Source organism: Streptosporangium sp. NPDC053982, assembly GCF_055585205.1.
Map to the genome: position 1 here is coordinate 1 of NZ_JBVJKQ010000033.1, position 24,711 is coordinate 24,711.

23 protein-coding genes are annotated in these 24,711 nt (G+C 72.2%); 13 read left to right on the forward strand and 10 right to left on the reverse strand.

Annotated features, from left to right (window positions below):
• The first annotated feature begins 339 nt into the window (after positions 1-339).
• Positions 340-579, forward strand: a complete 240-nt coding sequence (locus ACZ6W9_RS36530; protein WP_389968874.1) for a hypothetical protein — start codon at positions 340-342, stop codon at positions 577-579.
• Between the two features lie 87 nt (positions 580-666).
• Positions 667-1,584 (forward strand): ClpX C4-type zinc finger protein, encoded by a 918-nt coding sequence (locus ACZ6W9_RS36535; RefSeq protein WP_389968876.1) that lies wholly within the window; start codon positions 667-669, stop codon positions 1,582-1,584.
• A gap of 177 nt (positions 1,585-1,761) precedes the next feature.
• Here the strand turns inward: ACZ6W9_RS36535 and ACZ6W9_RS36540 are convergent, their stop codons facing one another.
• Complete coding sequence (locus tag ACZ6W9_RS36540) at positions 1,762-2,247, reverse strand: MarR family winged helix-turn-helix transcriptional regulator (protein ID WP_389968878.1); 486 nt, start codon at positions 2,245-2,247, stop codon at positions 1,762-1,764.
• A gap of 247 nt (positions 2,248-2,494) precedes the next feature.
• On the opposite strand from ACZ6W9_RS36540, the gene ACZ6W9_RS36545 reads away from it, so the two are divergent.
• The 5 genes from ACZ6W9_RS36545 to ACZ6W9_RS36565 all read left to right on the forward strand — a co-directional run bounded on the left by ACZ6W9_RS36545 (position 2,495) and on the right by ACZ6W9_RS36565 (position 7,503).
• On the forward strand, positions 2,495-3,325 hold the full coding sequence (locus ACZ6W9_RS36545; RefSeq protein ID WP_389968880.1) for an SDR family oxidoreductase: 831 nt from the start codon (positions 2,495-2,497) through the stop codon (positions 3,323-3,325).
• A 98-nt stretch (positions 3,326-3,423) separates the two neighbouring features.
• The gene (locus tag ACZ6W9_RS36550) at positions 3,424-4,767 is read left to right on the forward strand and encodes an APC family permease (RefSeq protein WP_470121826.1); all 1,344 of its coding nucleotides are present in this window, start codon (positions 3,424-3,426) and stop codon (positions 4,765-4,767) included.
• Positions 4,768-5,070: 303 nt separating this feature from the next.
• Entirely contained in the window at positions 5,071-5,901 is an 831-nt protein-coding gene (nadE, locus tag ACZ6W9_RS36555) for an ammonia-dependent NAD(+) synthetase (RefSeq protein WP_470121827.1), read from the forward strand.
• Between the two features lie 154 nt (positions 5,902-6,055).
• A complete protein-coding gene (locus ACZ6W9_RS36560; RefSeq protein ID WP_389968886.1) occupies positions 6,056-6,649 on the forward strand; it encodes a TetR-like C-terminal domain-containing protein in 594 nt (197 codons plus the stop codon).
• Complete coding sequence (locus ACZ6W9_RS36565; protein ID WP_389968888.1) at positions 6,646-7,503, forward strand: alpha/beta fold hydrolase; 858 nt, start codon at positions 6,646-6,648, stop codon at positions 7,501-7,503. The genes ACZ6W9_RS36560 and ACZ6W9_RS36565 overlap by 4 nt, the downstream gene beginning before the upstream one ends.
• A gap of 78 nt (positions 7,504-7,581) precedes the next feature.
• Here ACZ6W9_RS36565 and ACZ6W9_RS36570 read toward each other — a convergent pair whose 3' ends face one another.
• Positions 7,582-9,150 (reverse strand): FAD-dependent oxidoreductase, encoded by a 1,569-nt coding sequence (locus ACZ6W9_RS36570; protein ID WP_470121828.1) that lies wholly within the window; start codon positions 9,148-9,150, stop codon positions 7,582-7,584.
• Between the two features lie 167 nt (positions 9,151-9,317).
• Between ACZ6W9_RS36570 and ACZ6W9_RS36575 the strand changes: the two genes are divergently transcribed.
• The gene (locus tag ACZ6W9_RS36575) at positions 9,318-9,971 is read left to right on the forward strand and encodes a TetR/AcrR family transcriptional regulator (RefSeq protein ID WP_389968893.1); all 654 of its coding nucleotides are present in this window, start codon (positions 9,318-9,320) and stop codon (positions 9,969-9,971) included.
• A gap of 114 nt (positions 9,972-10,085) precedes the next feature.
• On the opposite strand, the gene ACZ6W9_RS36580 is transcribed toward ACZ6W9_RS36575, so the two are convergent.
• The 3 genes from ACZ6W9_RS36580 to mmsA all read right to left on the reverse strand — a co-directional run bounded on the left by ACZ6W9_RS36580 (position 10,086) and on the right by mmsA (position 13,959).
• Positions 10,086-11,069 (reverse strand): LacI family DNA-binding transcriptional regulator, encoded by a 984-nt coding sequence (locus ACZ6W9_RS36580; RefSeq protein WP_470121839.1) that lies wholly within the window; start codon positions 11,067-11,069, stop codon positions 10,086-10,088.
• A 61-nt stretch (positions 11,070-11,130) separates the two neighbouring features.
• Positions 11,131-12,399 carry a multiple monosaccharide ABC transporter permease gene (gene mmsB, locus ACZ6W9_RS36585; RefSeq protein WP_389968895.1) on the reverse strand — a complete coding sequence of 423 codons (1,269 nt, stop codon included), beginning with the start codon at positions 12,397-12,399 and terminating at the stop codon, positions 11,131-11,133.
• A 6-nt stretch (positions 12,400-12,405) separates the two neighbouring features.
• Positions 12,406-13,959, reverse strand: coding sequence for a multiple monosaccharide ABC transporter ATP-binding protein (mmsA, locus tag ACZ6W9_RS36590; RefSeq protein WP_470121829.1), 1,554 nt, complete (start codon positions 13,957-13,959; stop codon positions 12,406-12,408).
• Between the two features lie 191 nt (positions 13,960-14,150).
• On the opposite strand from mmsA, the gene ACZ6W9_RS36595 reads away from it, so the two are divergent.
• Positions 14,151-15,341 (forward strand): RNA-guided endonuclease InsQ/TnpB family protein, encoded by a 1,191-nt coding sequence (locus ACZ6W9_RS36595; RefSeq protein ID WP_470121830.1) that lies wholly within the window; start codon positions 14,151-14,153, stop codon positions 15,339-15,341.
• Positions 15,342-15,382: 41 nt separating this feature from the next.
• On the opposite strand, the gene chvE is transcribed toward ACZ6W9_RS36595, so the two are convergent.
• Both chvE and ACZ6W9_RS36605 read right to left on the reverse strand, forming a co-directional pair.
• A complete protein-coding gene (gene chvE, locus ACZ6W9_RS36600; RefSeq protein ID WP_389968901.1) occupies positions 15,383-16,501 on the reverse strand; it encodes a multiple monosaccharide ABC transporter substrate-binding protein in 1,119 nt (372 codons plus the stop codon).
• Positions 16,502-16,773: 272 nt separating this feature from the next.
• Complete coding sequence (locus ACZ6W9_RS36605) at positions 16,774-18,078, reverse strand: FAD-binding oxidoreductase (protein ID WP_470121831.1); 1,305 nt, start codon at positions 18,076-18,078, stop codon at positions 16,774-16,776.
• Positions 18,079-18,198: 120 nt separating this feature from the next.
• On the opposite strand from ACZ6W9_RS36605, the gene ACZ6W9_RS36610 reads away from it, so the two are divergent.
• Both ACZ6W9_RS36610 and ACZ6W9_RS36615 read left to right on the forward strand, forming a co-directional pair.
• Positions 18,199-19,092: a LysR family transcriptional regulator gene (locus tag ACZ6W9_RS36610; protein ID WP_470121832.1), complete on the forward strand. Its 894-nt coding sequence runs from the start codon at positions 18,199-18,201 to the stop codon at positions 19,090-19,092.
• A 41-nt stretch (positions 19,093-19,133) separates the two neighbouring features.
• On the forward strand, positions 19,134-19,985 hold the full coding sequence (locus ACZ6W9_RS36615) for a hypothetical protein (RefSeq protein WP_470121833.1): 852 nt from the start codon (positions 19,134-19,136) through the stop codon (positions 19,983-19,985).
• 33 nt (positions 19,986-20,018) lie between these two features.
• Here ACZ6W9_RS36615 and ACZ6W9_RS36620 read toward each other — a convergent pair whose 3' ends face one another.
• Positions 20,019-20,939: a LysR family transcriptional regulator gene (locus ACZ6W9_RS36620; RefSeq protein ID WP_470121834.1), complete on the reverse strand. Its 921-nt coding sequence runs from the start codon at positions 20,937-20,939 to the stop codon at positions 20,019-20,021.
• Positions 20,940-21,053: 114 nt separating this feature from the next.
• On the opposite strand from ACZ6W9_RS36620, the gene ACZ6W9_RS36625 reads away from it, so the two are divergent.
• Together ACZ6W9_RS36625 and ACZ6W9_RS36630 are read left to right on the forward strand one after the other, a co-directional pair.
• Positions 21,054-21,938, forward strand: a complete 885-nt coding sequence (locus ACZ6W9_RS36625; protein ID WP_470121835.1) for an SDR family oxidoreductase — start codon at positions 21,054-21,056, stop codon at positions 21,936-21,938.
• 143 nt (positions 21,939-22,081) lie between these two features.
• Entirely contained in the window at positions 22,082-22,582 is a 501-nt protein-coding gene (locus ACZ6W9_RS36630; protein ID WP_470121836.1) for an HIT family protein, read from the forward strand.
• 106 nt (positions 22,583-22,688) lie between these two features.
• On the opposite strand, the gene ACZ6W9_RS36635 is transcribed toward ACZ6W9_RS36630, so the two are convergent.
• Complete coding sequence (locus tag ACZ6W9_RS36635; RefSeq protein WP_470121837.1) at positions 22,689-23,255, reverse strand: histidine phosphatase family protein; 567 nt, start codon at positions 23,253-23,255, stop codon at positions 22,689-22,691.
• 370 nt (positions 23,256-23,625) lie between these two features.
• Positions 23,626-24,486, reverse strand: a complete 861-nt coding sequence (locus tag ACZ6W9_RS36640; RefSeq protein ID WP_470121838.1) for an IS5 family transposase — start codon at positions 24,484-24,486, stop codon at positions 23,626-23,628.
• Positions 24,487-24,711: the final 225 nt, after the last annotated feature.

Below are 24,711 nucleotides of genomic sequence, written 5' to 3' on the forward strand. Positions count from 1 at the left end.
GCAACAGAGTCCCCTCCCGCAGACACTCACCGCTTAACCTGCAGAAACAGGATCACGCGAAGGGCAGCTCATACACCACTTCGCTGGACGTGACCCGGGGCGGGGACGCGATATGGCGGAACGACGGGATTTCCCGGGTTCGCCGGTGACGCTTCGATCACTTTCGGTAAGATCTCATGTGTGTCCCGTTATCGGCCGCGATACATCCGGCCGGAAGGCGGCGTCCGCCGGGCGCCGCCGCCAGGGACCGGGGGGCCGCTCCCGGCTACCCTCGAAGAAGCGGGACCTGACTGCTGATACCAGCCAGGTCCCTTACCCCCAAGGTAAGGGAAGATCACCGTGAGCATCGAGGACAGCGCACTGCGGCTCGCCTCCGCGCTGGAGACCGAGGTGATCCAGATCCGGGCCGACCAGATGGAGGCCGCCGAAAGCCTGACCGTCCGGATCAACGGAGTGGCGAACAACCTCAAGGAGATGGGGGCGAAGGTCCAGGCGCTGCGCGAGGAGGTGCAGGACGTGAAGGCGTCCCAGACCCAGATGCTGGAGATCCTGGTCGACATCCAGCGCCGCCTGCCCTAGCTCCGGCCGGCCGGGCCGTACGGCGGGCGCGGCACACGATTGTCAGGCTGTCTTGATGTCAAGGCGGCCTGACGAAATACTCGGGACATGACCACTCCTGAGGACCTTGAACGCCGGTTCACGCTGCTGAACGCGGTCGCGCGTTACGACGCGCTGCGCATCCGGGAGGCGCTCGCGCCGCCGCCCGAGGAGGACGACGAACCCGAGGCCGCGTCGTCCGGCCTGGACGCGCCGCCCCTGACACGCGAGGAGGCGCTGGAGCTGCTCGCGCTCGGCGAGGTGATCGCCCGCAAGGCGGCCCAGGGACGCCAGCTCACCGTACGGTCGGCCCGCCGGGCCGGCGCCCCGTGGTCCCGGATCGGCGCCGCCCTGGGCACCACCAGGCAGGCCGCCTGGGAGGCGCACAACCGGTGGATCGACGAGCAGTCCCGGCAGGGGGACGACGGCCATTGGGGCTGGAGCGGTGACGAGGCGGCGGCCGCCCGGGCGCTCGCCGGCGACCCCGCGGACGAGGAGGCCCCGGGCGGGGGCGCGTCGCGGGACGACGCCGCCGCTTGTCAGGATTCACCTGACGGGCTAGAGTCGCGGTCACCCGTCAGGAAAACCCTGACAAAAGCTGCCTCGGAGGATCGCATGACCGCCCCATCCCTGGCCGACGAGCGGATCCACTGCTCGTTCTGCGCGAAGCCGAAGAGCGACGTGGACAAGGTGGTCGCCGGTCCCGGCGTCTACATCTGCAACGAGTGCGTGGGGCTGTGCAACATCATCCTCGACACGCCGGCCGAGCCGTCGGAGGAGGCCGAGATCCCCTGGCCGGACCGCATGACCGATGAGCAGATCCTCGAGTTCCTGCCGCGCGTCGCCACCGTGAGCGCCCAGGTCGACGAGAGCCTGCAGGTCTGGGTGGGCCGGCTGCGCGACCGCGGCGTCACCTGGGCCAGGATCGGCGCCGCCCTGGGCATGACCCGGCAGTCGGCCTGGGAGAGGTTCTCCGGCGAGGAGTGAGGCCGCCCCGCCGTACGGAGGATCCCACCACCTGCACCACACCCACGCTCATGCCCCCGCCGCGCCGGCGGGGGCATGAGCGTTTCCGGCGGGGCGGGCGCTCCATCCCACCGGCGGGTCACGGCCACGGCCCCTCGGGAGCCGGTCGGCGGGCCACCGCCGCGGCGCCCCCGGATGTCAGCCGCCGGGCCGCGGCCGCGGATCTCCGGATGTCAGCCGCCGGGCCTGCTCACGGCCCACTTCGGCGGTCCGGTGGAGGTAGTCGGCGATGACCTCCAACTGCTCGTCGGTGTAGTGATCCAGCGCCGCGCCGAACGCCCGGCCCGGGACGTCCCACGCCTCCTCGATCCGCCCGGCCGCGTCGGGGACCAGGGCGACGAGGGCGCGCCTGCGGTCGTTCGGGTCGGGCAGGCGCCGTACGAAACCGGCCTTCTTCAGGCGGTCGACCAGCCGGGACGCCGATCCCGACGCCAGGCCCGTGAGCCGGGCGATCTCGCCGGTCGTCACCGGTCCGGGCTCCAGGTCGAGCAGCGCGATGCACTGCACGTCGGTGGGGTGCAGTCCGATCCGGTCGGCCATCGCCTGGTTGAACAGCGTGTAGGCGGCGTAGTGCCGCTGACTCTCCCCCACGACGCGCGCGAGCAACTCCGATCGGTTTGACACCCGGTGCCTCCATGCCTCAAATTTATCTTCGTCACAAAGATTATTCGTCACACAGATTCTTTCTATCAAAGAGTCTGCGTCGCGTCGCATCTTATGCGCCTCCTGAAAAGGGACCCGTAGGTCCTCACTCTCCGGTGCCGCATCCGCCGCACGGCGACGCGCCGTCCTCATTCGCCGCGGCCCCGTACGGCCCATGCCACGCACGGCCCCGCACGGCCCCGGCGCACCATCGAAAGGAACCATCGAGATGACCGTTCTCGTCACCGGAAGCCGCGGCGCCGTCGCCCGGGCCCTCATCGGCCTGCTGCGTGAGCGCGCCCTCCCTGTCCGCGTGGCGTCCAGCCGGCCCGACGGCCCGGACACCGTCCGATGCGATCTCACCGACCCGTCCACCTTCGCCGCCGCGCTCAAGGGCGTGACCTCGGTCTTCCTGTACGCCAACCCGTCGTACGCCGAAGCGTTCGCCGAGGAGGCCGTCCGCGCCGGCGTCGAGCACATCGTGCTGCTGTCCTCCTCCTCGGTTCTCGCCCCTGACGCCGGGGACAGCCCGGTGGCGAAGTCCCACCTGGACGTGGAGAGGGCGCTCGATGCCTCTTCCGTCCGGTCGACGTCGCTGCGGCCCGGCTCGTTCGCGGGCAACGCGCTCGCATGGAGCCGGAGCGTGCGGTCGGGCCGGCCGATCAGCCTGCCCTTCCCCGGCTCCCACAGCGACCCGATCCACGAGTCCGACATCGCCGAGGCCGCCCTCGCCGTGCTCGCCGACCCGGGCCTGGGCGGGCGACCGTACACCCTCACCGGCCCGGAGTCGCTCACCTTCGCCGAGCAGATCGGCATCCTGAGCCGGATGACCGGCCGTCCTGTCCCCTTCCGCGAGGTCACCCGCGAGGAGTGGAAGCGGGAGACGGCCGGATACATCCCCGCCCCCTACGCCGACTCGCTGCTGGACTGGTGGCAGTCCTGCGACGGACGTCCCGTCGAACTCACCCGGGCCGTGCCGGAGCTGACCGGCCACCCCGCGCGCACCTTCGCGACCTGGGCCCGGGACCACGCGGGCGACTTCCGGGCGGACCGCCCGTGACCGGGGAGCGGGACGCGGAGGCCGGGGCGGCCTGACCCGGCGGGGCCGTGGGACGATGCATCAGGCCCATCCGACGAACGGTTGCCGAGGAGGTGGCGGTGGCGTCCCGACCACGGCCCGACGGCGCACCCTCCTCCGAGCCGTCCCGGGGCGGCGGCGACCGGCTCGCGCGCCGGCTGGGCACCGGCGACGCGGTGGTCATCGGGCTCGGGTCGATGATCGGGGCGGGGGTGTTCGCCGCGTTCGGCCCCGCCGCGCGTGCCGCCGGCGCCGGTCTGCTGATCGGGCTGGTGGTCGCCGCGGTGATCGCGTACTGCAACGCGGTCGCCTCCGCGCAGCTGGCGGCGGTCTACCCGGTCTCCGGCGGCACCTACGTCTACGGCCGCGAGCGCCTGGGGCACTGGTGGGGGTTCACCGCCGGGTGGGGTTTCGTCGTCGGCAAGACCGCGTCTTGCGCCGCCATGGCGCTCACCTTCGCCTCCTACGCGCTGCCCGGCCCCTGGTGGGCGCAGCGCGCCCTGGCCGTCGCGGCGGTGCTGGGGCTGACCGCGCTGAACTACCACGGGGTGACCAGGACGGCCCTGCTCACCCGGGTGCTCGTCGCCACCAGCCTGACCGCCCTGGCCGTCGTGGTGGCGGGCATCGCGGCGGGCGGCCACACCGACCCGGCGAACCTGGGCGGCGGGCGGGTGACGGGCGGCGTCTACGGCGTCCTGCAGGCCGCGGGGCTGCTGTTCTTCGCCTTCGCCGGCTACGCCCGCATCGCCACCATGGGCGAGGAGGTCCGCGACCCGCGCCGCACCATCCCGCGGGCGATCGAGATCGCCCTGTTCGTCGCCGTGGCCGTCTACCTGGTGGTCGGGGTCGCGGCGCTGCTGGCGGCCGGGCCGTACCGGCTCGCCGCCTCCGGTGCGCCGCTGACCACCGCGGTCGAGGCGGCGGGCGCCGGCTTCCTGGCCCCGGTGGTGCGGGCGGGCGGCGCGCTGGCGGCGCTGGGGGCTCTGCTGGCCCTGATCGCCGGTGTCGGCCGCACCGTCCTGGCCATGGCCCGCAACCGCGACCTGCCCGGCGGGCTCGCCGCCGTCCATCCCCGCCACCGGGTGCCGCACCACGCCGAGATCGCCCTGGCGGTGGTGGTCTGCGTCCTGGTGTCCGTCGCCGACCTGCGCGGCGTGATCGGCTTCTCCTCGTTCGGCGTGCTCGTCTACTACGCGATCGCCAACGCCTCGGCGTTCACCCAGCCCGCGGCCGACCGCCGCCGGCCGCGCTGGCTCAACGTGCTCGGCGTCGCCGGCTGCCTGACCCTGGTGGTCACCCTGCCGTGGCAGTCGGTGCTCGTCGGCGCGGCCATGTTCGCCGCCGGACTGGCCGGCCGGTGGCTGGTCCTGCGGCGCCGGGCGGCGCCGGCCGCGTCCGGTGGTCGAGGCCGGACGGCGCCGTAGCGTGACCCGTCCACGGGGCCGCCGGTCCACGCGTGTGTTTACACCGCCTTCCTCAGGAAAGGTCAGGCGGACTCTGGGAAGTCCGCGCGGGCGCGGTCCGTGCCGATCGTCCCCCTCGGGGAGGCGGCGGTCACCGGGTTCCGCCCGTGGCGCTTCGGGAGCGGGGACGTCTCGGCGGCCCCGCCCCGAGCCGGGCTTCGCGGTCTTCCCCTAGAGTGCTTACGTCCCCCGCGCCCGGGGTCCCGGCCCGGCGGCGCGTGCCGACCCCGTCTGAGGGCCCGCGGGCCCGACCGAGGAGCCACCGTGACCGATCCGGCATCCATGTCCCTGCAGCAGGAGATCGCCCGGGATCTCCGGGTGAGCGTGTCCTTCGACGCGCAGCGGGAGATCGAGCACCGGGTCGCCTTCCTCACCGCCCAGCTGACCTCCACGGGCCTGCGCGCGCTGGTGCTGGGCATCAGCGGCGGAGTGGACTCCACCGCCGCGGGCTGGCTGTGCCAGCTCGCCGTCGAGCGGGTCCGCGCCGCCGGGCGGGAGGCGACGTTCTACGCGATGCGGTTGCCGTACGGTGACCAGGCCGACGAGAAGGACGCGCGGCTGGCGCTGGAGTTCATCCGGCCCGACCAGGTCCTGACCGTGGATGTGAAGCCCGCCAGCGACGCCGCGCTGGAGGCGCTGCTGGCCGGTGGCATGGCCTTCCGCGACGCCCACCAGCAGGACTTCGTGCACGGCAACATCAAGGCGCGGCAGCGCATGATCGTCCAGTTCGCGGTGGCGGGCGCGCACGGGGGGCTGGTCGTGGGGACCGACCACGCCGCCGAGGCGGTCTCCGGCTTCTTCACCAAGTTCGGTGACGGCGCGGCCGACGTGGTGCCGCTCGCCGGCCTGACCAAGCGGCGGGTACGGGCCGTGACCCAGGCTCTGGGCGCGCCGCCGGAGCTGGTCGGCAAGATCCCGACCGCGGACCTGGAGACGCTGAACCCGGGCAGGCCCGACGAGGAGGCGCTCGGCGTCGCCTACGACCACATCGACGACTTCCTGGAGGGCGAGCCGGTCGATGGGGCCGCCTTCGAGACGATCGTCCGCCGCTACCGGCTCACCGAGCACAAGCGGCAGCCGCCGATCGCCCCCTGAGCGTCTCCCCCGGCGCCCACCCGCCCCGGAATCTCCGGGGCGGGTGGGCGCCGCCGTTTGACGGGGGCGCCGCCTCCCCTCTAGCCTCGGCCTCGACACAGAAACTAGGACCATTAGTTTCTAGCGAATATGCCTAGGGAAGGGTGGGACGCGCATGGTGCGGGCCGGGCTGACCGCGGAGCGGGTGACGCTCGCCGCCGCCGAGCTGGCGGACGAGGCAGGGCTCGACCACCTGACCATGTCGGCGGTGGCCCGGCGGCTCGGGGTCAAGGACGCCAGCCTGTACGCGCACGTCCGCGGCCTTGACGACCTGCGCGGGCGCATCTCCCTGCTGGGGGCGGACGAGAAGACCATCCGCATCGCCGAGGCCACCGCCGGGCGGGCGGGCAAGGACGCGCTGGTGGCCTACGCCGACGCCTGGCGGGCGTACGCCCACGACCACCCGGGCCGCTACACCGCGACGCAGATCCCGATGCGGATCGACCCCGAGCTCCTGGCCCGGGCCGCCGGGCCGCGGCGCGCGGTCGAGCTGACCTACAGCATGCTGCGCGCCTACGCGCTGACCGAGCCCGACCTGACCGACGCGGTCCGGCTGATGCGCAGCACGCTGCACGGCTTCGTCAGCCTGGAGGCCGCGGGCGGGTTCGCGCACGCGCGCCCCGCGCAGGAGTCCTGGGTCCGCTGCCTGGACGCCCTGCACTCCCTCCTGGAGCACTGGCCCGCACCCGACGAAGGAGACCCGCGATGACTCCCCCGGCCATCGGCCGCCTGCGCGCGGACGGCGCGACCCTGCACTACGAGGTGCGCGGGGAGGGCCCGCTCGTGCTGCTGATCTCCGGCGGAACGGGCGGAGCGGCCTCCTTCGAGGACGTCGCCGACGACCTCGCCGACGGCCGCACGGTCGTCTCCTACGACCCGCGCGGCCTGTCCCGCAGCCCTTTGGACGACCCGGAGGCGCCGCAGCACGTCGCGCGGCACGCCGACGACGCGCTCGCGCTGCTGGACCTGCTGTCGCCGGACACGCCCGCCCGCGTGGCCGGCTGCAGCTCGGGCGCGATCGTCGCGCTGCACCTGCTGGCCACCCGCCCCGATCGGGTCGAACGCGTCGTGGCGCACGAGCCGCCGGTGGTGGAGGTGCTGCCGGACGCCTCCGAGCACCGCGCCATGCTCGCCCGCGTCCAGGACGTCTTCCACCGGGAGGGGCTGATGCCCGCGGCGGCCGTGTTCGCGGCCGGCCTCAGGGCGCCCGGCGCACCCGCCGCGACCCCGGCGGCCCCGGCGGCGCCGCCCGCCGCCGGGCTGACGCCGCGGGCGGCGGCGCGCGTCGAGCGGACCATGGCCGACATGCCCTACTTCCTCGGGCGGATCGTGCCGGCCTTCATGGCCTACGCCCCGGACGTGGAGCGCCTGGCGGCCCTGTCGGAGCGGCTCGTGCTCGCGGGCGGGGCCGAATCCCACGGCGAGCTGCCCCACCGCTGCGCCGCCTTCCTGGCCGAACTGCTCGGCGCCGAGTTCGTCCGCTTCCCCGGCGGGCACACGGGCCTCAGCACGCACCCCGCCGAGTTCGGCGAGCTGCTGCGCGAGCTGCTGGGATCCCGGTGACCATGAGGAGATCTCCGGCTCGCGGGACCCCGTCGCGGGCGCCTTCGTCCGCTCCGCCGGCGTCTCCGTTGCCTCCTGTCAGGCGTGGGCGGGTTCGGTGACACCGAACCACCGCCGCAGGGCCGCCCGGAGTGCTTCGATCTCCGTGGGATCGGGCCGGGGCGACGAGGACGCCCAGGCCACATGGCAGTCCGGCCGAAGGAGCAGGGCGGTGGGCGCGGGTGCCTGGGAGCGCGCCGCGACGACGTCGACCCGGTCGTGGCGCAGGGCGGGTGTCTCCGCCAGCCATGCCCCTTCGGTCAGGTCCAGCAGGAGCGGGCGTGCGGTCCTGGTCAGCTCGGCCAGCCGTACCGGTCCGGCCGGGGTGTGCAGTTCCAGGTCCGGGGCGAAGCGGCCGGTCAGCGGATGCGGCGCGGGTTCGCCCATGTCGTAGCGGACGTCGGCGCCCGCGGTGAGCTCGGCCAGGCGCCGCACGGTGCCCGGGTCGCGGAGCAGTTCGGCGAACACCTCGCGCAGTCCGGTGACGTCGTCGCCGGGGGCGATCAGGGCCGCCTGTGCCTGCGCGTTCAGCACCATGCGCCGGGCGGCCGATCGCCGCTCCGTCTCGTAGGTGTCCAGCAGTCCGGACGGGGCGCTCCCCCGGATCTCGGCGGCGAGTTTCCAGCCGAGGTTGACCGCGTCCTGCAGGCCGAGGTTGAGCCCCGGGCCGCCTCCCGTGGCGGAGTACACGTGGGCGGCGTCACCGATCAGGAACACCCGGCCGTCGGCGAACCGTTCGGCGACCCGGGTGTTGCCGCCGGTCAGCCGGCGCAGCACGTGCGGTCCCCGGCCCTCGGGCGGACCGAGCGGCACGTCGACGCCGAGCACGCGGCGGACGCTCACCCGCAGCTCCTCCAGGCTCATCGGGGCGCCGGTCGCGGGCTGGTCCCACTCGGTGGTGCTGACCAGCGGCGGGTGGCCGGGCATCGGCGCGTAGGAGAACCCTCCGTGCTCGGTGCGGTGGGGCAGGAACGGCATGACGGCGCCGTGGCCGGGCACGTTCAGCGCACCGGTCGCGGGATCGATCCGGTCCGCCGGGACCGTCACGTGCGCCGAGCGGACGGTCATCCGGTCGTAGGTGACGCCGGGGAATCCGATGCCGGAGAGCTTGCGCGTGGTGCTGTGGGCCCCGTCGGCCCCGACCAGGTAGCGGGCTCTCAGGCGGTACTCCCCCTCGGGGCCCGCGACGTCGACGGTGACCGCGTCGCCGTCCTGTTCCTGTGACAGGCCGGCGACCTCGTGTCCCCACCGGATCTCCACGCCCAGTTCGACGGCGCGCTCCCGCAGGACCTGCACGATGCGTCGCTGCGGCACCGGCAGGGCGTGGACGGGGCTGTCCTCCAGCAGGCTCAGGTCCAGGCCCATCGCACCGAACATGAAGTACGCGGAGTTCGGCCGCGGCGGTTCCGGGCTGCCGCTGAGAGGTTCGTGCAGGCCGCGGTGGTCGAGCATTCTCACGACCTGGCCGAGCAGCCCGTTCGCCTTCGGTTCCTCGCTCGGCTCGGGCAGCCGCTCCAGCACGAGCGGCCGGACCCCCGCCAGGCTCAGCTCGCAGGCCAGCATCAGCCCGTTCGGGCCGCCGCCGCTGATGACGACATCTGTGATCACGTTTTCTCCTTGGTTCGCGGAGGACGGGCGGCGCGCCGAAGCACAGGGACACGGCCGGCCGTGACGGCGCCCGGCGAGGGTGGTGAAGCCGGAGCGAGGACGCCAGGCTAGACAAAAAGATGCGTACGCGCAAATTTGCGCGTACGCATCTAAGCTATGCTGGCACGGTGACGACACGACGAACGGGACTGCGCGAACAGAAGAAGCAGGCCACCCGGGAGGCCCTACGCGAGGCGGCCCTGCGGCTGGCTCTTGAGCGCGGGCCGGACAACGTCCGCGTCGACGACATCGCCGAGGCCGCCGGCGTCTCGCCGAGGACGTACAACAACTACTTCTCCAGCCGGGAGCAGGCGATCGTCGCCGCCGTCACCGGCGAACGGGAGGCACGGATCGCGGCGGCGGTGGCCGACCGTCCCGACGGCGTCGGCCTCGCCGACGCCGTCATCGAGGCCGTCGTGGATCAGTACACCGCCCCGGACGCATCCGGCCGGGACGCGCTGCTGCTGATCACCACCCGCCCCGCGCTGCGCGACGCGTTCATCGACGCCACCACCGCGATCGAACATCCCCTCACCGAAGCCATCGCCGGGCGTCTCGGCGACGGCGACACGCACACCGCACGGGTGCTCGCGGCGAGCGTGGCCGCCGCGGTCCGCGTGGTGCTCGAACGGTGGCTGCGGACGACCGTCTCGTCCGCCACGGCCAGTGGGCTCGTCGTGCCGGCCGGCTCGCTGCCGGACCTCCTCCGCACCACGCTCGCGTCCCTCGCACCCGCGCTCGACGCCGCGGAGCGACGAGCACTCCGCCACCGGCGTCGGTGAACTCCCGCCTCGGGAAACGGCGTGACCGGCCCGGCGCGTCCCGCCGCCGCCCCGGCCCCCGGCCCGCGGGCACCACGACGCGGCGACGGCCCGTCACCGCCGCCGCGGGCCGGGTCAGCGCCCCGTGGAGCTGGACCTGATGACGAGGACGGGCGGCACGACGAGCCGCTCGCCCTCGCAGGTCCCCGGCACGTCGATCCGCCGCAGCAGCACCTCGATGCACTGCCGGCCCACCGCGGCGAAGTCCTGCCGGACCGTGGTGAGCGGAGGTGAGAAGAACTCCGCCTCGGGGATGTCGTCGAACCCCACGACGCTGATCTGCTCGGGGACCCGCACCCCCTCCTCGGTGAGCGCCCGCAGCAGGCCGAGCGCCATCTGGTCGTTGGCCACGAACACCGCCGTCACCCCGCCGATCCCGGCCAGGTTCCGGCCCGCCTCGTAACCCGAGCGGGGGCTCCAGTCGCCGAACAGCGGCTCGGGCACCGTACGGCCGGCCGCCTTCAGGGTGGTCCGCCAGCCCTCGATCCGGCCCTCGCTCTCCAGCCAGTCGGCCGGGCCGGCCACGTGCCAGACCGTCTCGTGGCCCAGCTCCAGCAGGTGCCGGGTGGCGAGCCTGGCGCCCTCGGCCTGGTCGATGCAGACCACGGGCACGTCGGTCCGGTGCGAGCCCTCGACGGCCACCGCGGGCAGGCCGGGAGGCAGGCTCTCCAGGGCGCGGGCCGCCGAGCGCTGCGGCGCGACGACCACGACGCCGTCGACGCCCTGGTCGGCGAGGTAGTCGATGGCGTCGCCGACGCTTGCGGCGTCGATCGACTTCAGGCTCACGATGCTGACGAAGTAGCCGGCGGTCCTGGCGGCCTGCTCGATGCCGTAGACGGTGCTGGCCGGGCCGTACAGGGTGGTGTCGAAGCTGACCACGCCGAGCGTCCGCGAGCTCCTGGTGACCAGGGCGCGGGCGGCGAGGTTACGGCGGTAGCCGAGCCGGTCGATCGCCTCCAGCACCCGGGTCCGGGTGGCCGCCCGGACGTTGGGGTGGTCGTTGAGCACCCGCGAGACCGTCTGATGCGACACACCGGCCTCTCTGGCGACGTCGGCCATGATCGGTGGGCGGTGCCCGGCAGGCGGTGCCACGGTCTCTCCTTTCGGCCGGCCACCCGGGTCAGCGAGCGGTTCCGGCCCGGCGTTTGGTCCAGACGTCGAACGCGACGGCCGCCAGCAGGACGGCCCCCTTAACGAGCATGACCCGCTCACTGGGTGAGCCGATCAGGGACATGCCGTTGTTGATGACCGCCATGATGAGGCCGCCGGTGATCGCCCCGGCGACCTTGCCGACGCCGCCCTGTACGGCGGCGCCGCCGATGAAGGCCGCGGCGATCGCGTCGAGCTCGAAGCTGGCGCCCGCCGTCGGGCCGGCCTGGTTGAGCCGTCCGGCGAAGATGACGCCGGCGACGGCCGACAGCACCCCCATATTAACGAAGATCCAGAAGACGACCTGCTTGACCTTGACCCCGGACATGACGGCCGCGTGCAGATTGCCGCCGATGGCGTAGATCCGGCGGCCGAAGACCGTACGGCCGGCCAGCAGCGAGTAGCCGAGCACCAGCACCGCCAGCAGCACCAGCACCCAGGGAAGATTCTTGAACCGGGCGAGCTGCACGACCAGGAAGAGGATCAGCGCCGTCCCGGCCGCCATCTTCAGGGCGAACAGCGGCAACGGGTCCACGGTCTGGCCGTATCCGGCGCGTGCCCGGCGGGCGCGCCACTGCGCCGTGACCATGCCGGCGACGGCGATCAGGCCGACCAGCAGGCTGAACAGGTCGGCGCCGCCCAGCGGGCCGAGGCCGATGTTGCCGAGGTAGCCGTCGGTGAAGCCGTTGGAGAGGGTGCGGACCGCGTCGGGGAACGGGCCGATGCCCTGGTTGCCCAGCACGGTCAGGGTGAGCGCGCGGAACAGCAGCATTCCGGCGAGCGTCACGATGAACGCCGGGATGCCGAAGTAGGCGATCCAGAACCCCTGCCAGGCGCCGACGAGGCCGCCGGCCACCAGCGTGGCCGCCAGCGCCGCCGGCCACGGCAGGCCCATGTCGACCATGAGCACCGCGGCCAGCGCGCCGGTCACCGCGACCACCGAGCCCACCGACAGGTCGATGTGCCCGGCGATGATGATCAGGATCATCCCGATGGCGAGGATGAGGACGTAGGAGTTCTGGACGATGATGTTGGAGATGTTCTGCGGCTGGAGCAGGGCCCCGTCGGTGAGCACCGAGAACAGCGCGATGATCAGGGCGAAGGCGATGTAGATGCCGCTGGAGCGCAGGTTGAGCGACAGCCCGCCCAGCGACACCCGTCCCGGCCGCCGCGGCTCCTCCGGGTCCCCGGCCCCGGTCCCGGTCCCGGCCGCCACCTCGGCGGGGGTGATGCTGCTCATGAGGGCTTACTCCTGTCCCTTGGTCATCAGGTGCATGAGGCGTTCCTGCGTGGCCTCCCGGCGCGGCACCTCACCGGTGACGCGGCCCTCGCAGAGGGTGTAGATGCGGTCGCACAGGCCCAGCAGCTCCGGCAGCTCCGAGGAGATCACCAGGATCGCCCGGCCCTGGTCGGCCAGCCGGTTGATGATCGTGTAGATCTCGTACTTGGCGCCGACGTCGATGCCCCGGGTCGGCTCGTCGAGGATCAGCACGTCGGGCTGGGTGAGGATCCACTTCGACAGCACGACCTTCTGCTGGTTGCCGCCGCTGAGCTTGCCGACCACGCTGGACACGCCGGGGGCCTTGATGTTCATGCTCCGGCGGTACTCCTCGGCGACCTTGTACTCCTCGCGCTCGTCGACCCAGCCGCGGCGCGACAGCCCGGCCAGGCCCGCGGCCGAGATGTTGCGCCTGACGTCGTCGATGAGGTTGAGGCCGTAGCGCTTGCGGTCCTCGGTGGCGTAGGCCAGGCCGTGCTCGATGGCGTCCTGGACGGTGCGGATCCGGACCTGCCTGCCGTCCTTGAAGATCCTGCCGGAGATGTCGGTGCCGTAGGCCCGCCCGAACACGCTCATCGCCAGCTCGGTGCGGCCCGCGCCCATCAGCCCGGCCAGTCCGACGATCTCGCCGCGGCGCAGGGTGAGGCTCGCGCCGTCGACCACCTTGCGGCCGGGCTGGGTGGGGCTGTGCACCGTCCAGTCCTCGATGCGCAGCGCCTCCTCGCCGATGGACGGCTCGTGCGGCGGGAAGCGGTTGTCCAGGGCGCGGCCCACCATCCCGGAGATGATGCGGTCCTCGGTGACGCCGCCGCCGGCCATGTCGAGCGTCTCGATCGTCCGCCCGTCGCGGATGACGGTGACGGAGTCGGCGATCGCGGTCACCTCGTTGAGCTTGTGGGAGATGATGACGCAGGTGATGCCCTCCCCGCGCAAGCCCCGCAGCAGGTCCAGCAGGTGCGCGGAGTCCTCGTCGTTGAGCGCGGCGGTCGGCTCGTCGAGGATGAGCAGCTTCACCCGCTTCGACAGCGCCTTGGCGATCTCGACGAGCTGCTGCTTGCCCACGCCGATGTCGGCGACCATCGTCACCGGGTTCTCCCGCAGGCCGACCCGCCTCATCAGCTCGGCGGCCTCGTGGTTGGTGCGGTTCCAGTCGATGATCCCGCGCCTGGCGCGTTCGTTGCCCAGGAAGATGTTCTCGGCGATCGACAGCTGCGGGCTGAGCGCCAGCTCCTGGTGGATGATGACGATGCCCGCGCGCTCGCTGTCGCGGATGCCGCCGAACTCGCAGCGGGCGCCGTCGAAGACGATCTCGCCCTCGTAGTCGCCGTGCGGGTGCACCCCGGACAGCACCTTCATCAGCGTCGACTTGCCGGCGCCGTTCTCTCCGCAGATCGCGTGGATCTCGCCCCGCCGTACCGACAGGGTGACGTCCTGCAGCGCCCTGACGCCGGGGAAGGTCTTGGTGATCCCGCTCATCCGCAGGATGTGGTCGGACTTCTGGTCGGTCTTCTGGTCGGTCATCGCGGGAAGGAGGCCCCTCGGTCTTGGGACGCCCAGGACCACCTGGGGTCTCGGACACGCCTTTCGTCACCATGAATCTGCGGCATGGAGTCCCCGCCCTTCAGTGCGGGAAGGAAACGCAGCACGATCAGGTAGGGGGTTTTTCTTGTTTCACCAACGACAGTTCGATGACGGTCAGTAATATTTCGTGTGTGTCTCGCTACCGGCTGCAGCCCACCCCCACCCAGGAAGCGACGCTGGCAGAGCACTGCCGCCATGCCCGGTACGTGTGGAACCTCGCCGTCGAGCAGTACTCCTTCTGGTGGCCCGGACGCGGCAGCGCCCCGGGCTTCGCCGAGCAGTGCCGCCAGCTCACCGAGGCCCGCGCCGCCTGCCCCTGGCTGGCCCAAGGGTCGGTCGTCGTGCAGCAGCAAGCACTCAAGGATTTCGCGCAGGCGATGGCCAACTTCTTCGGCGGCACGCACGACAAGCCGGGCTGGCGCAAACGCGGCCGGAGCGAGGGCTTCCGCATCGTCGCGGTCAAAGCCGAGGACGTGCGCCGCCTGTCGCGCCATGTCGGCGAAGTGCGGATCCCCAAGGTCGGGTGGGTTCGCTTTCGCTGGTCGCGGCCGGTGCCAGCCGGGGTGAAGTCCTACCGGGTGGCCCGGGATCGGGCCGGGCGCTGGCATGTCGCCTTCGCCGCCGTTCCTCAGCCGATTCCCGCGCCGGGCAACGGTGAAGCCGTGGGCGTGGATCGGGGTGTGGTGGTCTCGGCGGCGCTGTCCACCGGCGAGCTGCTCACCGTCGCGCCCCTGCGGGAGACGGAGCAGGCACGACTGCGGCGCTTGGAGCGCAGGCTCGCCCGCGCCAAGCCCGGCTCGGCCCGGCGGGCGAAGGTCAAAGCCGCCCTCGCCCGGCTGAAAGCGCGGCGCAAGGATCGCCGTAAGGACTGGGTGGAGAAGACCAGCACCGATCTGGCGCGCCGGTTCGACGTCATCGCGGTCGAGGACCTCAAGGTCGCCGCGATGACCCGCTCGGCCCGCGGCACCCTGGAGAAGCCGGGCCGCGGGGTGCGGCAGAAGGCCGGGCTGAACCGCGGCATCCTCGCCAACGGTTGGAGCATGCTCCTCACCCGTCTGGAGGACAAGGCGCCCGGCCGGGTCATCCGGGTAGACCCGGCGTTCACCAGTCAGTGCTGCTCGGTGTGCGGGGTCGTGGATCGGAGGGCGCGTGAGAGCCAAGCGCGCTTCCGGTGCCGCTCCTGCCATCATGTCGGGCACGCGGATGTGAACGCCGCACGCAACCTCGCACACGCGGCAGGGCATGCCGTGGCTGCGCGGGAAGGGCCACGGGTTACCGGGCCGACGCACCGCGAACCTCAACCTGGCCTCCTCATCGCGTAGGACAAAGGGTTGGAATCCCCCGCCTTCCGCGGGGGAGGATGTCAATTCAGCTGGTCTTCGGTGTAGTAGCCGCCGCCGACGATGACGTCCTTGTAGTTGTCCTTGTCGACGATCACCGGGTCGAGGAGGTAGGAGGGGACGACCTTGTTGCCGTTGTCGTAGTCCTTGGTGTTGTTCACCTCGGGCTTGCCGCCCTTGAGGACGGCGTCGGCCATCTTGACGGTCGTCTCGGCGAGCTTGCGGGTGTCCTTGAAGATGGTGGAGTACTGCTCGTCGGCGATGATCGACTTCACCGAGGCGAGTTCGGCGTCCTGGCCGGTCACGACCGGGTACTTCTGGGCGCCGGTGCCGTAGCCGTTGCTCTTGAGCGCCGACAGGATGCCGATGGACAGGCCGTCGTAGGGCGACAGCACGCCGTCGACCTTGGCGTCGCCGGTGTAGGTCTTGGTGAGGATGTCCTCCATGCGCCGCTGCGCGGTGGCGGGGTCCCAGCGCAGGATCGCGGCGGTCTTGAAGTCGGTCTGGCCGCTCTTGACCTTCAGCGTGCCGTCGTCGATCTTCGGCTTGAGCACCGACATGGCGCCGTTCCAGAAGAAGGTGGCGTTGTTGTCGTCGGGCGAGCCGCCGAACAGCTCGACGTTGAACGGGCCCTTCTTGCCGCCGTCGACGCCGAGTCCCTTCAGCAGCGAGGTGGCCTGCTGGACGCCGACCTTGAAGTTGTCGAAGGTGGCGTAGTAGTCGACGTTGGGGCTGTTGCGGATCAGGCGGTCGTAGGCGATGACCGGGATCTTGTTGTCGGCGGCCTGCTGGAGCTGGGAGGTCAGCGCGGTGCCGTCGATGGAGGCGACGATCAGCAGCTTGGCGCCCTTGGTGATCTGGTTCTCGATCTGGTTGGCCTGGGTGGGGATGTCGTTCTCGGCGTACTGCAGGTCGACCTTGTAGCCCAGTTTCTCCAGCTGCGACCTGACGTTGTCACCGTCGTGGATCCAGCGCTCGGAGGACTTGGTGGGCATGGTGACGCCGATCAGCGCGCCGGCCGCGCCGCCGCCGCTGTCGGCGGAGGCCTGGGTGTCCACCGTCTTCTGGCTGGAGCCGCAGGCCGTCATGGTGGCGGCGAGTACGACGGCGGACAGCGCGCCCGCGATTCGTGCCAACCTCATCGTGCACATCTCCTTGCGGATCGGGGGGTCATCCAGCGGGCCCCGGCAACGCTCGTGCCGGCCGTCACCGAGGCATAAGAAGCGTCAAACAGTCACATAACGTGATGACCGGAATGAAAGGCGTGTTCGCTGAGCCGATTGTTATCGCTAACAAAGATGGTGTCAATGGTTCCGGCTAACCTCCCGGAAACCCGTTCGTAACGCTTCGGCCGCCCCGCGCGCAGGCGGGGCGGCCGGGAAGCCCCGAGGGCGGAGGACACGCCCGGACGAGGTCAGCCGAGAACGGGGAAGTTGCCGCGGATGACGCCGTGCGGGTCACGGCGGCGCTTGATCTCGCGCAGCCGCTCCAGCGCCGCGGGAGCGAAGGCGTCGGCCGCGGTCTCGCCAGGGCCCAGGAAGGTGAGGGGCTTGCGCCCGCTGACGGGCAGCGCCTCGGCGAGGGCGCGCTGCCGGACGGTGACGGCCTCCGCGGTCGCCGGGTCCGCCGGGATTCCGAACAGGTAGAGCGCGTACGGCTCGGCCAGCGGGCCGTGCGGGCTGTCGGAGGGCTGGGCGAACGCGCCTCCCAGGTGGCGGATCTGGGCGCTCAACAGCGGGGCGATCGGGTCGGCCAGCAGGGTCTCGGCCGCGGCGTCGTCCAGGCCGGTCAGCAGCTCGGCGCGCGAGAGTCCCGGGCCGGGATCGGTCGGCTCGGCGGTGATGGAGCCGATCTCGGAGACCGGCATGACGCGCCGGCTGTCGGACAGCGGCCGGGGCAGGCGCTCCAGCGGACCGAGCAGGTCGCGGGCCTCGTCCGCACCGCCGAGGTGGGTGACGTCGACGGCGACCATGGGATCCGAGCCGGGGAAGTGCAGCAGGTCCAGCCAGACGGTCAGCTCCCCGGGCACGTCGGCGGTGACACGCCGGTAGGCGTCCAGGACGGCCGGGGCGTGCCCGGCCGTCCACAGCATCCGCCCGCCGTACAGGCGCGGCGCGGGGTGCAGGGTCAGCTCCAGGGCGGTGACGATCGCGAAGTCGCCGCCTCCGCCGCGCAGTGCCCAGAACAGGTCCGGGTCGGCGTCGGCGGTGACGCGCCGCCGCAGGCCGTCGGCGTCGACGACGTCGAGGGCGGTGACGCCGTCGGCGATCCAGCCGTGGGCGCGGCCGAACCAGCTCAGCCCGCCGCCGAGGGCCGCGCCGGTGACGCTGACGACCGGGGAGCTGCCGGGCAGACCGGTCAGGCCGTACGGCGCGGCGGCGGCCTGCACCCGCCCCGAGGGCACGCCCGCGCCGACGCGGGCGCGCCGGGCGTCCGGGTCGATCTCCAGGGTGTCCAGCCGGGCGGTGCGCAGCAGGATCACACCGTCGGTGCGGCCGGTGGCGCCGTGCCCGTTCGGCTGCGCCGCCACCCCCAGCCCGGCGGCGCGGGCGTGGCGGACCAGCGCGGCCGCGTCGTCGGCGTCGGCGGCCTCCACCACGGCCGCCACCGTCTGCTCGATCGCCAGGTTCCAGGGGCGGCGGGCGGCGTCGAAACCTGGGTCGCCCGGCAGCCGGACCCGGCCGCGGACGGCGGAGCGCAGGGCGGTCAGGGAGTTCATGGTCTTTTTTCCTCGCAGATCAGGGGGTTTTCGGACGGCTCCACTCTCGGCCGGGGCGAGCGGCCGATCAATGCGGTCCTGTGCAAGGATCGTGAAGCCCGGGTTAACGATGGGAGGGTCATGCTGGAGCGGCACGAGGTGGAGGCGTTCCTCACCCTCGCCGAGGAGCTGCACTTCGGCCGGACCGCCGAGCGGCTGCGCGTGTCCACCGCCCGGATCAGCCAGACGATCGCCAAACTGGAGCGCCGTACCGGCGTCCCGCTGTTCGAGCGCACCAGCCGCCGCGTCGAGCTGACGGCGGCGGGACGGCGGCTGTACGAGGGCGTGCGCCCCGCCTGGGACCAGATCACCGGCGCTTTCGAGCAGGCCGTGGCGAGCGGCCGCGGCCTGACCGGCACGCTGCGGGTCGCCTTCGTCGGCGCGGCGGGCGGGCAGCTGCTGGTCGGGGCCGCGGAACTGCTGCGGCGACGCCGGCCCGACTGCGACGTCCTGCTCCGCGAGGCGCAGATGACCGACCTCATGCCCTGGCTGCGCGACGGCGAGATCGACGTCGCCCTGGCCACCTTCCCCGTCGAGGAGCCCGGCATCGCCACCGGGCCGGTGCTGATGTCGGAGGCGCGCATGCTCGCCGTCCCGGCCCGGCATCCCTTCGCCCGCAGCGCCTCGATTCGCCTGGAGGACCTGGCCCGGGTCACGCTGCTCCAGCTCCCCGCCACGCTGCCCGACTCGCTGCGCCTCGACCGCACCCCGTCCGCCACGCCGTCCGGGAAGCCGATCGCTCGCGGCCCCCAGGCCGCCACCTTCAACGAGGCGCTCACCCTCGTCGGCGCCGGACACGGCGTCTTCCCGGTCGGCGCGCAGGCCAGGCGCTACTACGTCCGCCCCGACGTCGCCTACGTCCCCTTCGAGGACGCCCCGCCGCTGCACTGGGGCCTGCTGTGGCGCGCCGACAACGCCACCGCCCGCCTCCGCGCCTTCGCCGAGGCCGCCCGCGACCTCACCGGCGCCACCTGAGCACGGCACCCGGGTTCGGCCGCGTCGCCACGGGTAACGAGGTGGCACGGCGCGCCGCCGACGACGAGGACGAGGGGGAGGAACGCGTGAGGCAGGGACCGGTGACCTCCGCCGCGAGGGCGGGACTCGCGGCGGTCTTCGGGACGGCGGCGCGGATCCGCCGCGGCCGGCCCCTGCACCCGGTGGGGCTGCTCTTCGACGCCGCGCTCCACCTGCACGGCGCGCCGAGCCCGAGGGGCGCGGCGTTCCTGGACGAGGCGGCGGAACTGCGCGGGATCGCCCGGCTGTCGCGGTCGGCGGGTCTGCCGTATCCGTCGCCGGACGTGCTGGGCCTGGCCGTACGGTGGCGGCAGCCGGCGCCCGGTGACACCGCCGGCGCGGAGGACACCGGGAAAGGCGGGAACGCCGGGGAGGCAGGAGGAACCGGGATGACCGGGAGCGGCGCGGAGGCCGCCCCGGACGTCGTCGCCGAACTGCTGCTGGCCACCACCGGCCGCACCGTGCCCGGCCGCCGCCTGCTGCGGCCCGCCGTCCGGTGGGCGCCGGGCCTGTACGGCTCGCTGCTGCCGTACGGCGCGGCGGGCTGCGGCAGGGTGCTGCTCGGCGCGGTGGCGCGGCGCTCCTGGGCCTCCCCCGCCCGGCTCGGCGCGCTCGCCCGCGTGGCCGCCGCGCGTCCGCTGGTGTTCGACCTGGTGGTGGCCTCCCCCGCCGGGCCGTGGGAGCGCTTCGGCGTGCTGGAACTGAGCGGCCCCGCCCGCACGGACGACGACGAGCCGGTCCGCTTCGACCCGCTCAGGCATCCGATCCCCGGGCTGAGCCCGGCCGGATGGATCCAGCGGGTGCGCGAGGGCGCCTACGCCGCCGCGCAGCGGGTGCCCGACGCCGATCCATGACCGGCCCACCGAGGCCGCTTCCGGCGTCGCCGATCAGGACGCCGAGGCCGCCGAAGCCCTCGGGGCCGCCCGCGAACCGGTGAGCAGCGCCTTGGCGGACCTGCGGAACGCCGGCACCAGGCGGTTGCGGTCGCCGGCCCGGGTCGCCAGCACGACGTGGCTCGGCTCGACGCCCTCCAGAGGGATCGAGGTGATGTCCGGGCGGAGGCTGACGAAGACCGAACCGGCCGCGATGGCCACCGCCTCCCCGGCGGCGATCAGCTCGAACTTGTCCTCGATGCCGGAGATGAGCGGGCCGTCGGGAGCCGGGCGGCCGTCGGGCCTGGGATCGATGCGCCAGTACGCCTCCCAGGCCGGGTCCGGGTCGGCCAGCCGGGGCAGCGGCTCGTCGGCGATGTCGTCCAGCGTCACGGACTCCCTGCCCGCGAGGCGATGGTCGCGCGAGAGCAGCAGCATGCGCGGCTCGTCGTACAGGACCGTCACGTCGAGCCCGTCCGTCGCGAACGGCAGCCGGGTCACCACCGCGTCCACACGGTAGTCGAACAGGGCGGGCCGCGGCTCGTTCCAGGCCACGTGGGAGGTGCGCACGTCGGCGTCCGGGTGCAGGTGGCGCAGGTCACGCACGGCCGGGGTGACGATGAGGCCCGCCGTGTACCCGATCGTGATCCGGCTGGGCCGGGCGGCGGCACGGGCCTGCGCCGCCGCCTGGGCGGCCGAGCGCAGCAGCGTCCTGGCGCGGGGCAGGAAGACCTCGCCCGCCTCGGTGAGCCGCGTGCCCTGCGGGGTGCGGTCGAGCAGGCGGGCGCCCAGCTGCCGTTCGAGGCCGCGGATCTGCCGGCTCAGCGACGGCTGGGTGATGTGCAGGGCCTCGGCGGCACGGCCGAAGTGCCGGTGCTCGGCGACCGCCGTGAAGTAGCGCACGAGCCGCAGATCGAGGTCGGGCGAGTCGGGCATACCCCGCAGCCTACTGCGGTGATGCCTGAGACGTATTGCCCGATGAGGAACAGGCTTTGGACGCCGTACGGCACCGGCTCCGACGATGGGAGCACCGCTGAAAAGGAGATCGTCATGCGTGTTTTCGTCACCGGCGCCACGGGCTTCGTGGGCTCCGCCGTCGTCCGTGATCTCATCGAGGCCGGGCACCAGGTGTCCGGCCTGGCCCGTACGGACGAGGCCGCCGCCGCGTTGAGGGCCGCGGGAGCCGAGCCCCACCCGGGCTCGCTCGACGACCTCGCCGGTCTGCGCGACGGGGCCACCGCCGCGGACGCCGTCATCCACCTGGCCTTCGTGCACGACTTCGCGAACTTCGAGGCCGCCAACCAGACCGACCGGCGGGCCATCGCGGCGCTCGGCGAGGCGCTGGCGGGCTCCGGCCGGCCGCTCGTGGTCACCTCGGGCACCGGTCTGCTCCCGCCCGGCCGTGTCGGCACCGAGGAGGACGAGCCGGGAACGCATTCGCCCCGGGGGGCCGCCGAGCAGGTGGCGCTGTCGTTCGCGGAGCGCGGGGTGCGGGTCTCGGTGTTGCGGCTGCCGCTGGTGCACGGGGAGGGCGACCCGGGATTCGTCGCGACCGCGATCGGCATCGCCCGCGCGAAGGGCGTCTCCGCCTACGTGAGCGACGGCGGCCACCGCTGGGCGAGCGTGCACCGGCTGGACGCCGCCCGCCTGTACCGGCTGGCGCTGGAGAAGGCCCCCGCGGGCGCGCGGCTGCACGCCGTCGCCGAGGAGGGCGTGCCGCTACGCGACGTCGCCGACGCCATCGGGCACGGGCTCGGCGTGCCGGTGACCGCGATCCCCGCGCGGGAGGCGGACGAGCACTTCGGCTGGCTGGCCCTCTTCACCACGCTGGACGCCCCGGCCTCCTCCGCCCTGACCCGGAAGCTGCTGGACTGGCACCCCGACCGGCCCGGGCTCATCGCCGACCTGAACGCGGGACACTACTTCACGGGCTGAACCCGCAGCCTCACCGGCCGCTCTCCTTCGCCGCCCCGCCTGGCCGGCGGCCTCGCAGCCGCTGACCGCGCCCCCCACGCGGCCGGCCTCAACGCATAAGATGATCAATCACATGAAGACCTCGCGTTCCATCGAGGAGTGTGATGACCGGCCCGATCAAGCGCGTGCCCTTCGATGTGGAAAGCTACAGCCGTCGCTCCCGGACCGGGCCCTGCTTCATCTGCGCGATCGTCAGCGGAGACCCCGGCCAGCCGGAAGAGATCGTCTACGACGACGGCACCCACATCGGGTTTCTCGCCCGCTTCGCGGCTCTGCCCGGGTATGTCCTTGTGGCGCCCAAGGCCCACGTCGAACACGTCGTGCGAGATCTCGACGAGGACCGGTTCATCGCGGTGATGCGGGTGGTGCGCCGAGTGGCTCTCGCCCTGGAGGCGAGCGTGCCCTGCGAGCGCACCTACCTGCTGTCCTTGGGCAGTCAGCAGGGAAACGCCCACCTGCACTGGCACATCGCCGCCCTGCCACCCGGCGTTCCCTACGAACAGCAGCAGTACCACGCGCTCATGGCGGAGGGCGGGATCGTCGAGCACACGCCCGAGGAGCTTGCCGCCCTGGCCGCAAGGGTAAGGGGCGCCCTGGCCGTCTAGCCTGGGTGCGGGGTGTGCTTACATAGCCAGGATCGCCATCGTCGGCCTGTGCCCACATCAGCGGGACGAGATTCCCTCCTAGCGCTCCGGCCGCGGTCAGCGAACTTCAACTCGGCGGGACGGGGCTCTGCGGCGCCCGGTGGAATTCGATGCTCACGAAATGACCGTCGGCGAAGCCGAGGCGCGCACCGTCGCAGTGCGCGAACGGCGTCCCCCAGGAATCGTGTGAAGCATCCGGAAAGCACGCCACCAACGCCAGTTCGATCGCCCCTCCATGCCCGACCAGGAGCGCCGAGCGGTCCTCCGCGACGTCACCGACCGTGTCCACCCAGATCACTCGGAGAGTCTCGGCCACGGCCGCCGCGGCCCGGCCCTCCCGGATGATCCCCGCGAGCCGCCGGTAGGGGTCGGTCCAGCCCCATTGTGCGTGCCGGGGAATCTCCTCGGACACATAACCCGACGGCATCTCCATGGTGTCGTCAACGGCGAAACCCATCGCGACAGCGGTCTCCACGGCCCGAGGAGACGAACTGGTGACGACCCGCTCGTAGGGGCCGGCTTCAGAGCCGATGAATCGGGCCAGTGTGATGCCGTCAGCCGACAGATGCGACCCGCGGCCACGCGCCGCGCCTTTCTTGGTCAGGCTGTGCCGGCGCACGTCCAGCCAACGCACGTGACGTCCTCCTTCAAAGACATTCCGGTGAGCGAGTACACAAACGCGTGCGGCCACCGTGATCATCGAGTGTCGTGACGACGATCAAAGATCACGTAGTGGCCGCAAGTCGGTCGGCTTCAACCTATAGAGCACCGCGTTGTCGACCGAGAACGCCGCCCCACCCACCACCGTGAACCTCAGCGGTTGACAGTGTTTCAGTGCGAGTGCGTGCAGCGGTTCCGGCAATCGTGCGAGTACCGAGTCCGCTGTTCGGAGCACCCCCGATCTTCTCACCGGTTGAACACCCCGGTGACAGGATTCACGGGCCTGACTGGAGCGTGTCCCGTGATCTTGATTCGGTGTGGTGAAGACCCCCAGTATCGGTGGTTTAGCTCTTGAGGCTCTCCAGGCCGTCTGCGACGAGCAGTGGGGTGAATTCCACGACGCTGTGCGTGGCGACACTGTTGAGGGCATAGGGATCGGTGGCCAGGATCTGAGCGAGTTCTTCGGCAGGCATATCGGCCGTCAGGTAGATGCCACCGACCAGAGGCACCTGGCGTCCGACCACCAGAAACAGCCGCCGGGCGATGAGGCCTTTCAGCCATTCGCCGTGGGCCGGCCGCCACTCATCTACGTCCTTGAGCGGCGCCGTGTAGGTCACTGTGACAACGAACATGCCCGGATTATGACGGGTGAGGCGTGCAGGACACCACCCGATTTCGATCTTGCAGGGATGCCACGGGACGGGGTCGCGGAGCCAGATACGGATTGACGCGACGTTGAGGATGCCCTGGTAGATGAGTTGTCGTTTGTCGTAGCGGGTGGCGACGGCACGGTGCTGGCGGAGCTTGTTGACGCAGCGCTCGACGGTGTTGCGTTCCTTGTAGGCCTCGCGGTCGAAAGCGAGTGGCCGTCCGCCCCTGGAACCGCGCTTGGCGCGGTGGGCGGCTTGGTCCTTCTTGATGGGGATCACGGCCTTGATGCCGCGTTGGCGCAGGTAGGCGCGGTTGGCTTTGGAGGAGTATGCCTTGTCGGCCAGCACGCGGACGGGACGCTTGCGATGCCTGCCCACCCCGCCGGGGCGGCGGATGCGGATGGAGTCGATGAGCGGGATGAACCGTGGGCTGTCACCGTGCTGGCCGGGAGTGAGCAGGGTGACAATCGGGCGGCAGCGCCGGTCGGCGACCAGGTGAATCTTTGTGGACAGTCCGCCGCGGGACCGGCCCAGCGCCTCCCGGCTAGCCGTCACCCCTTTGTGATCTTCACCTTCCCCTTTGAAGGCAGGTCCAACGCCGGGGCGTGTCGTGCTCCGGCCGCGTGCTGATGCGCGCGGACCACCGTGGAGTCCGCACTACCGGCACCAAGATCACGGGACACGCCCTAGTAGTGCTTTGTTAGGTCAGGCTGTTGTGGCTGGTCGGGTCGTCCGGGTGATGGTTCGATGCGGGCGTGACCCCCGAACAGCTCGTTCATA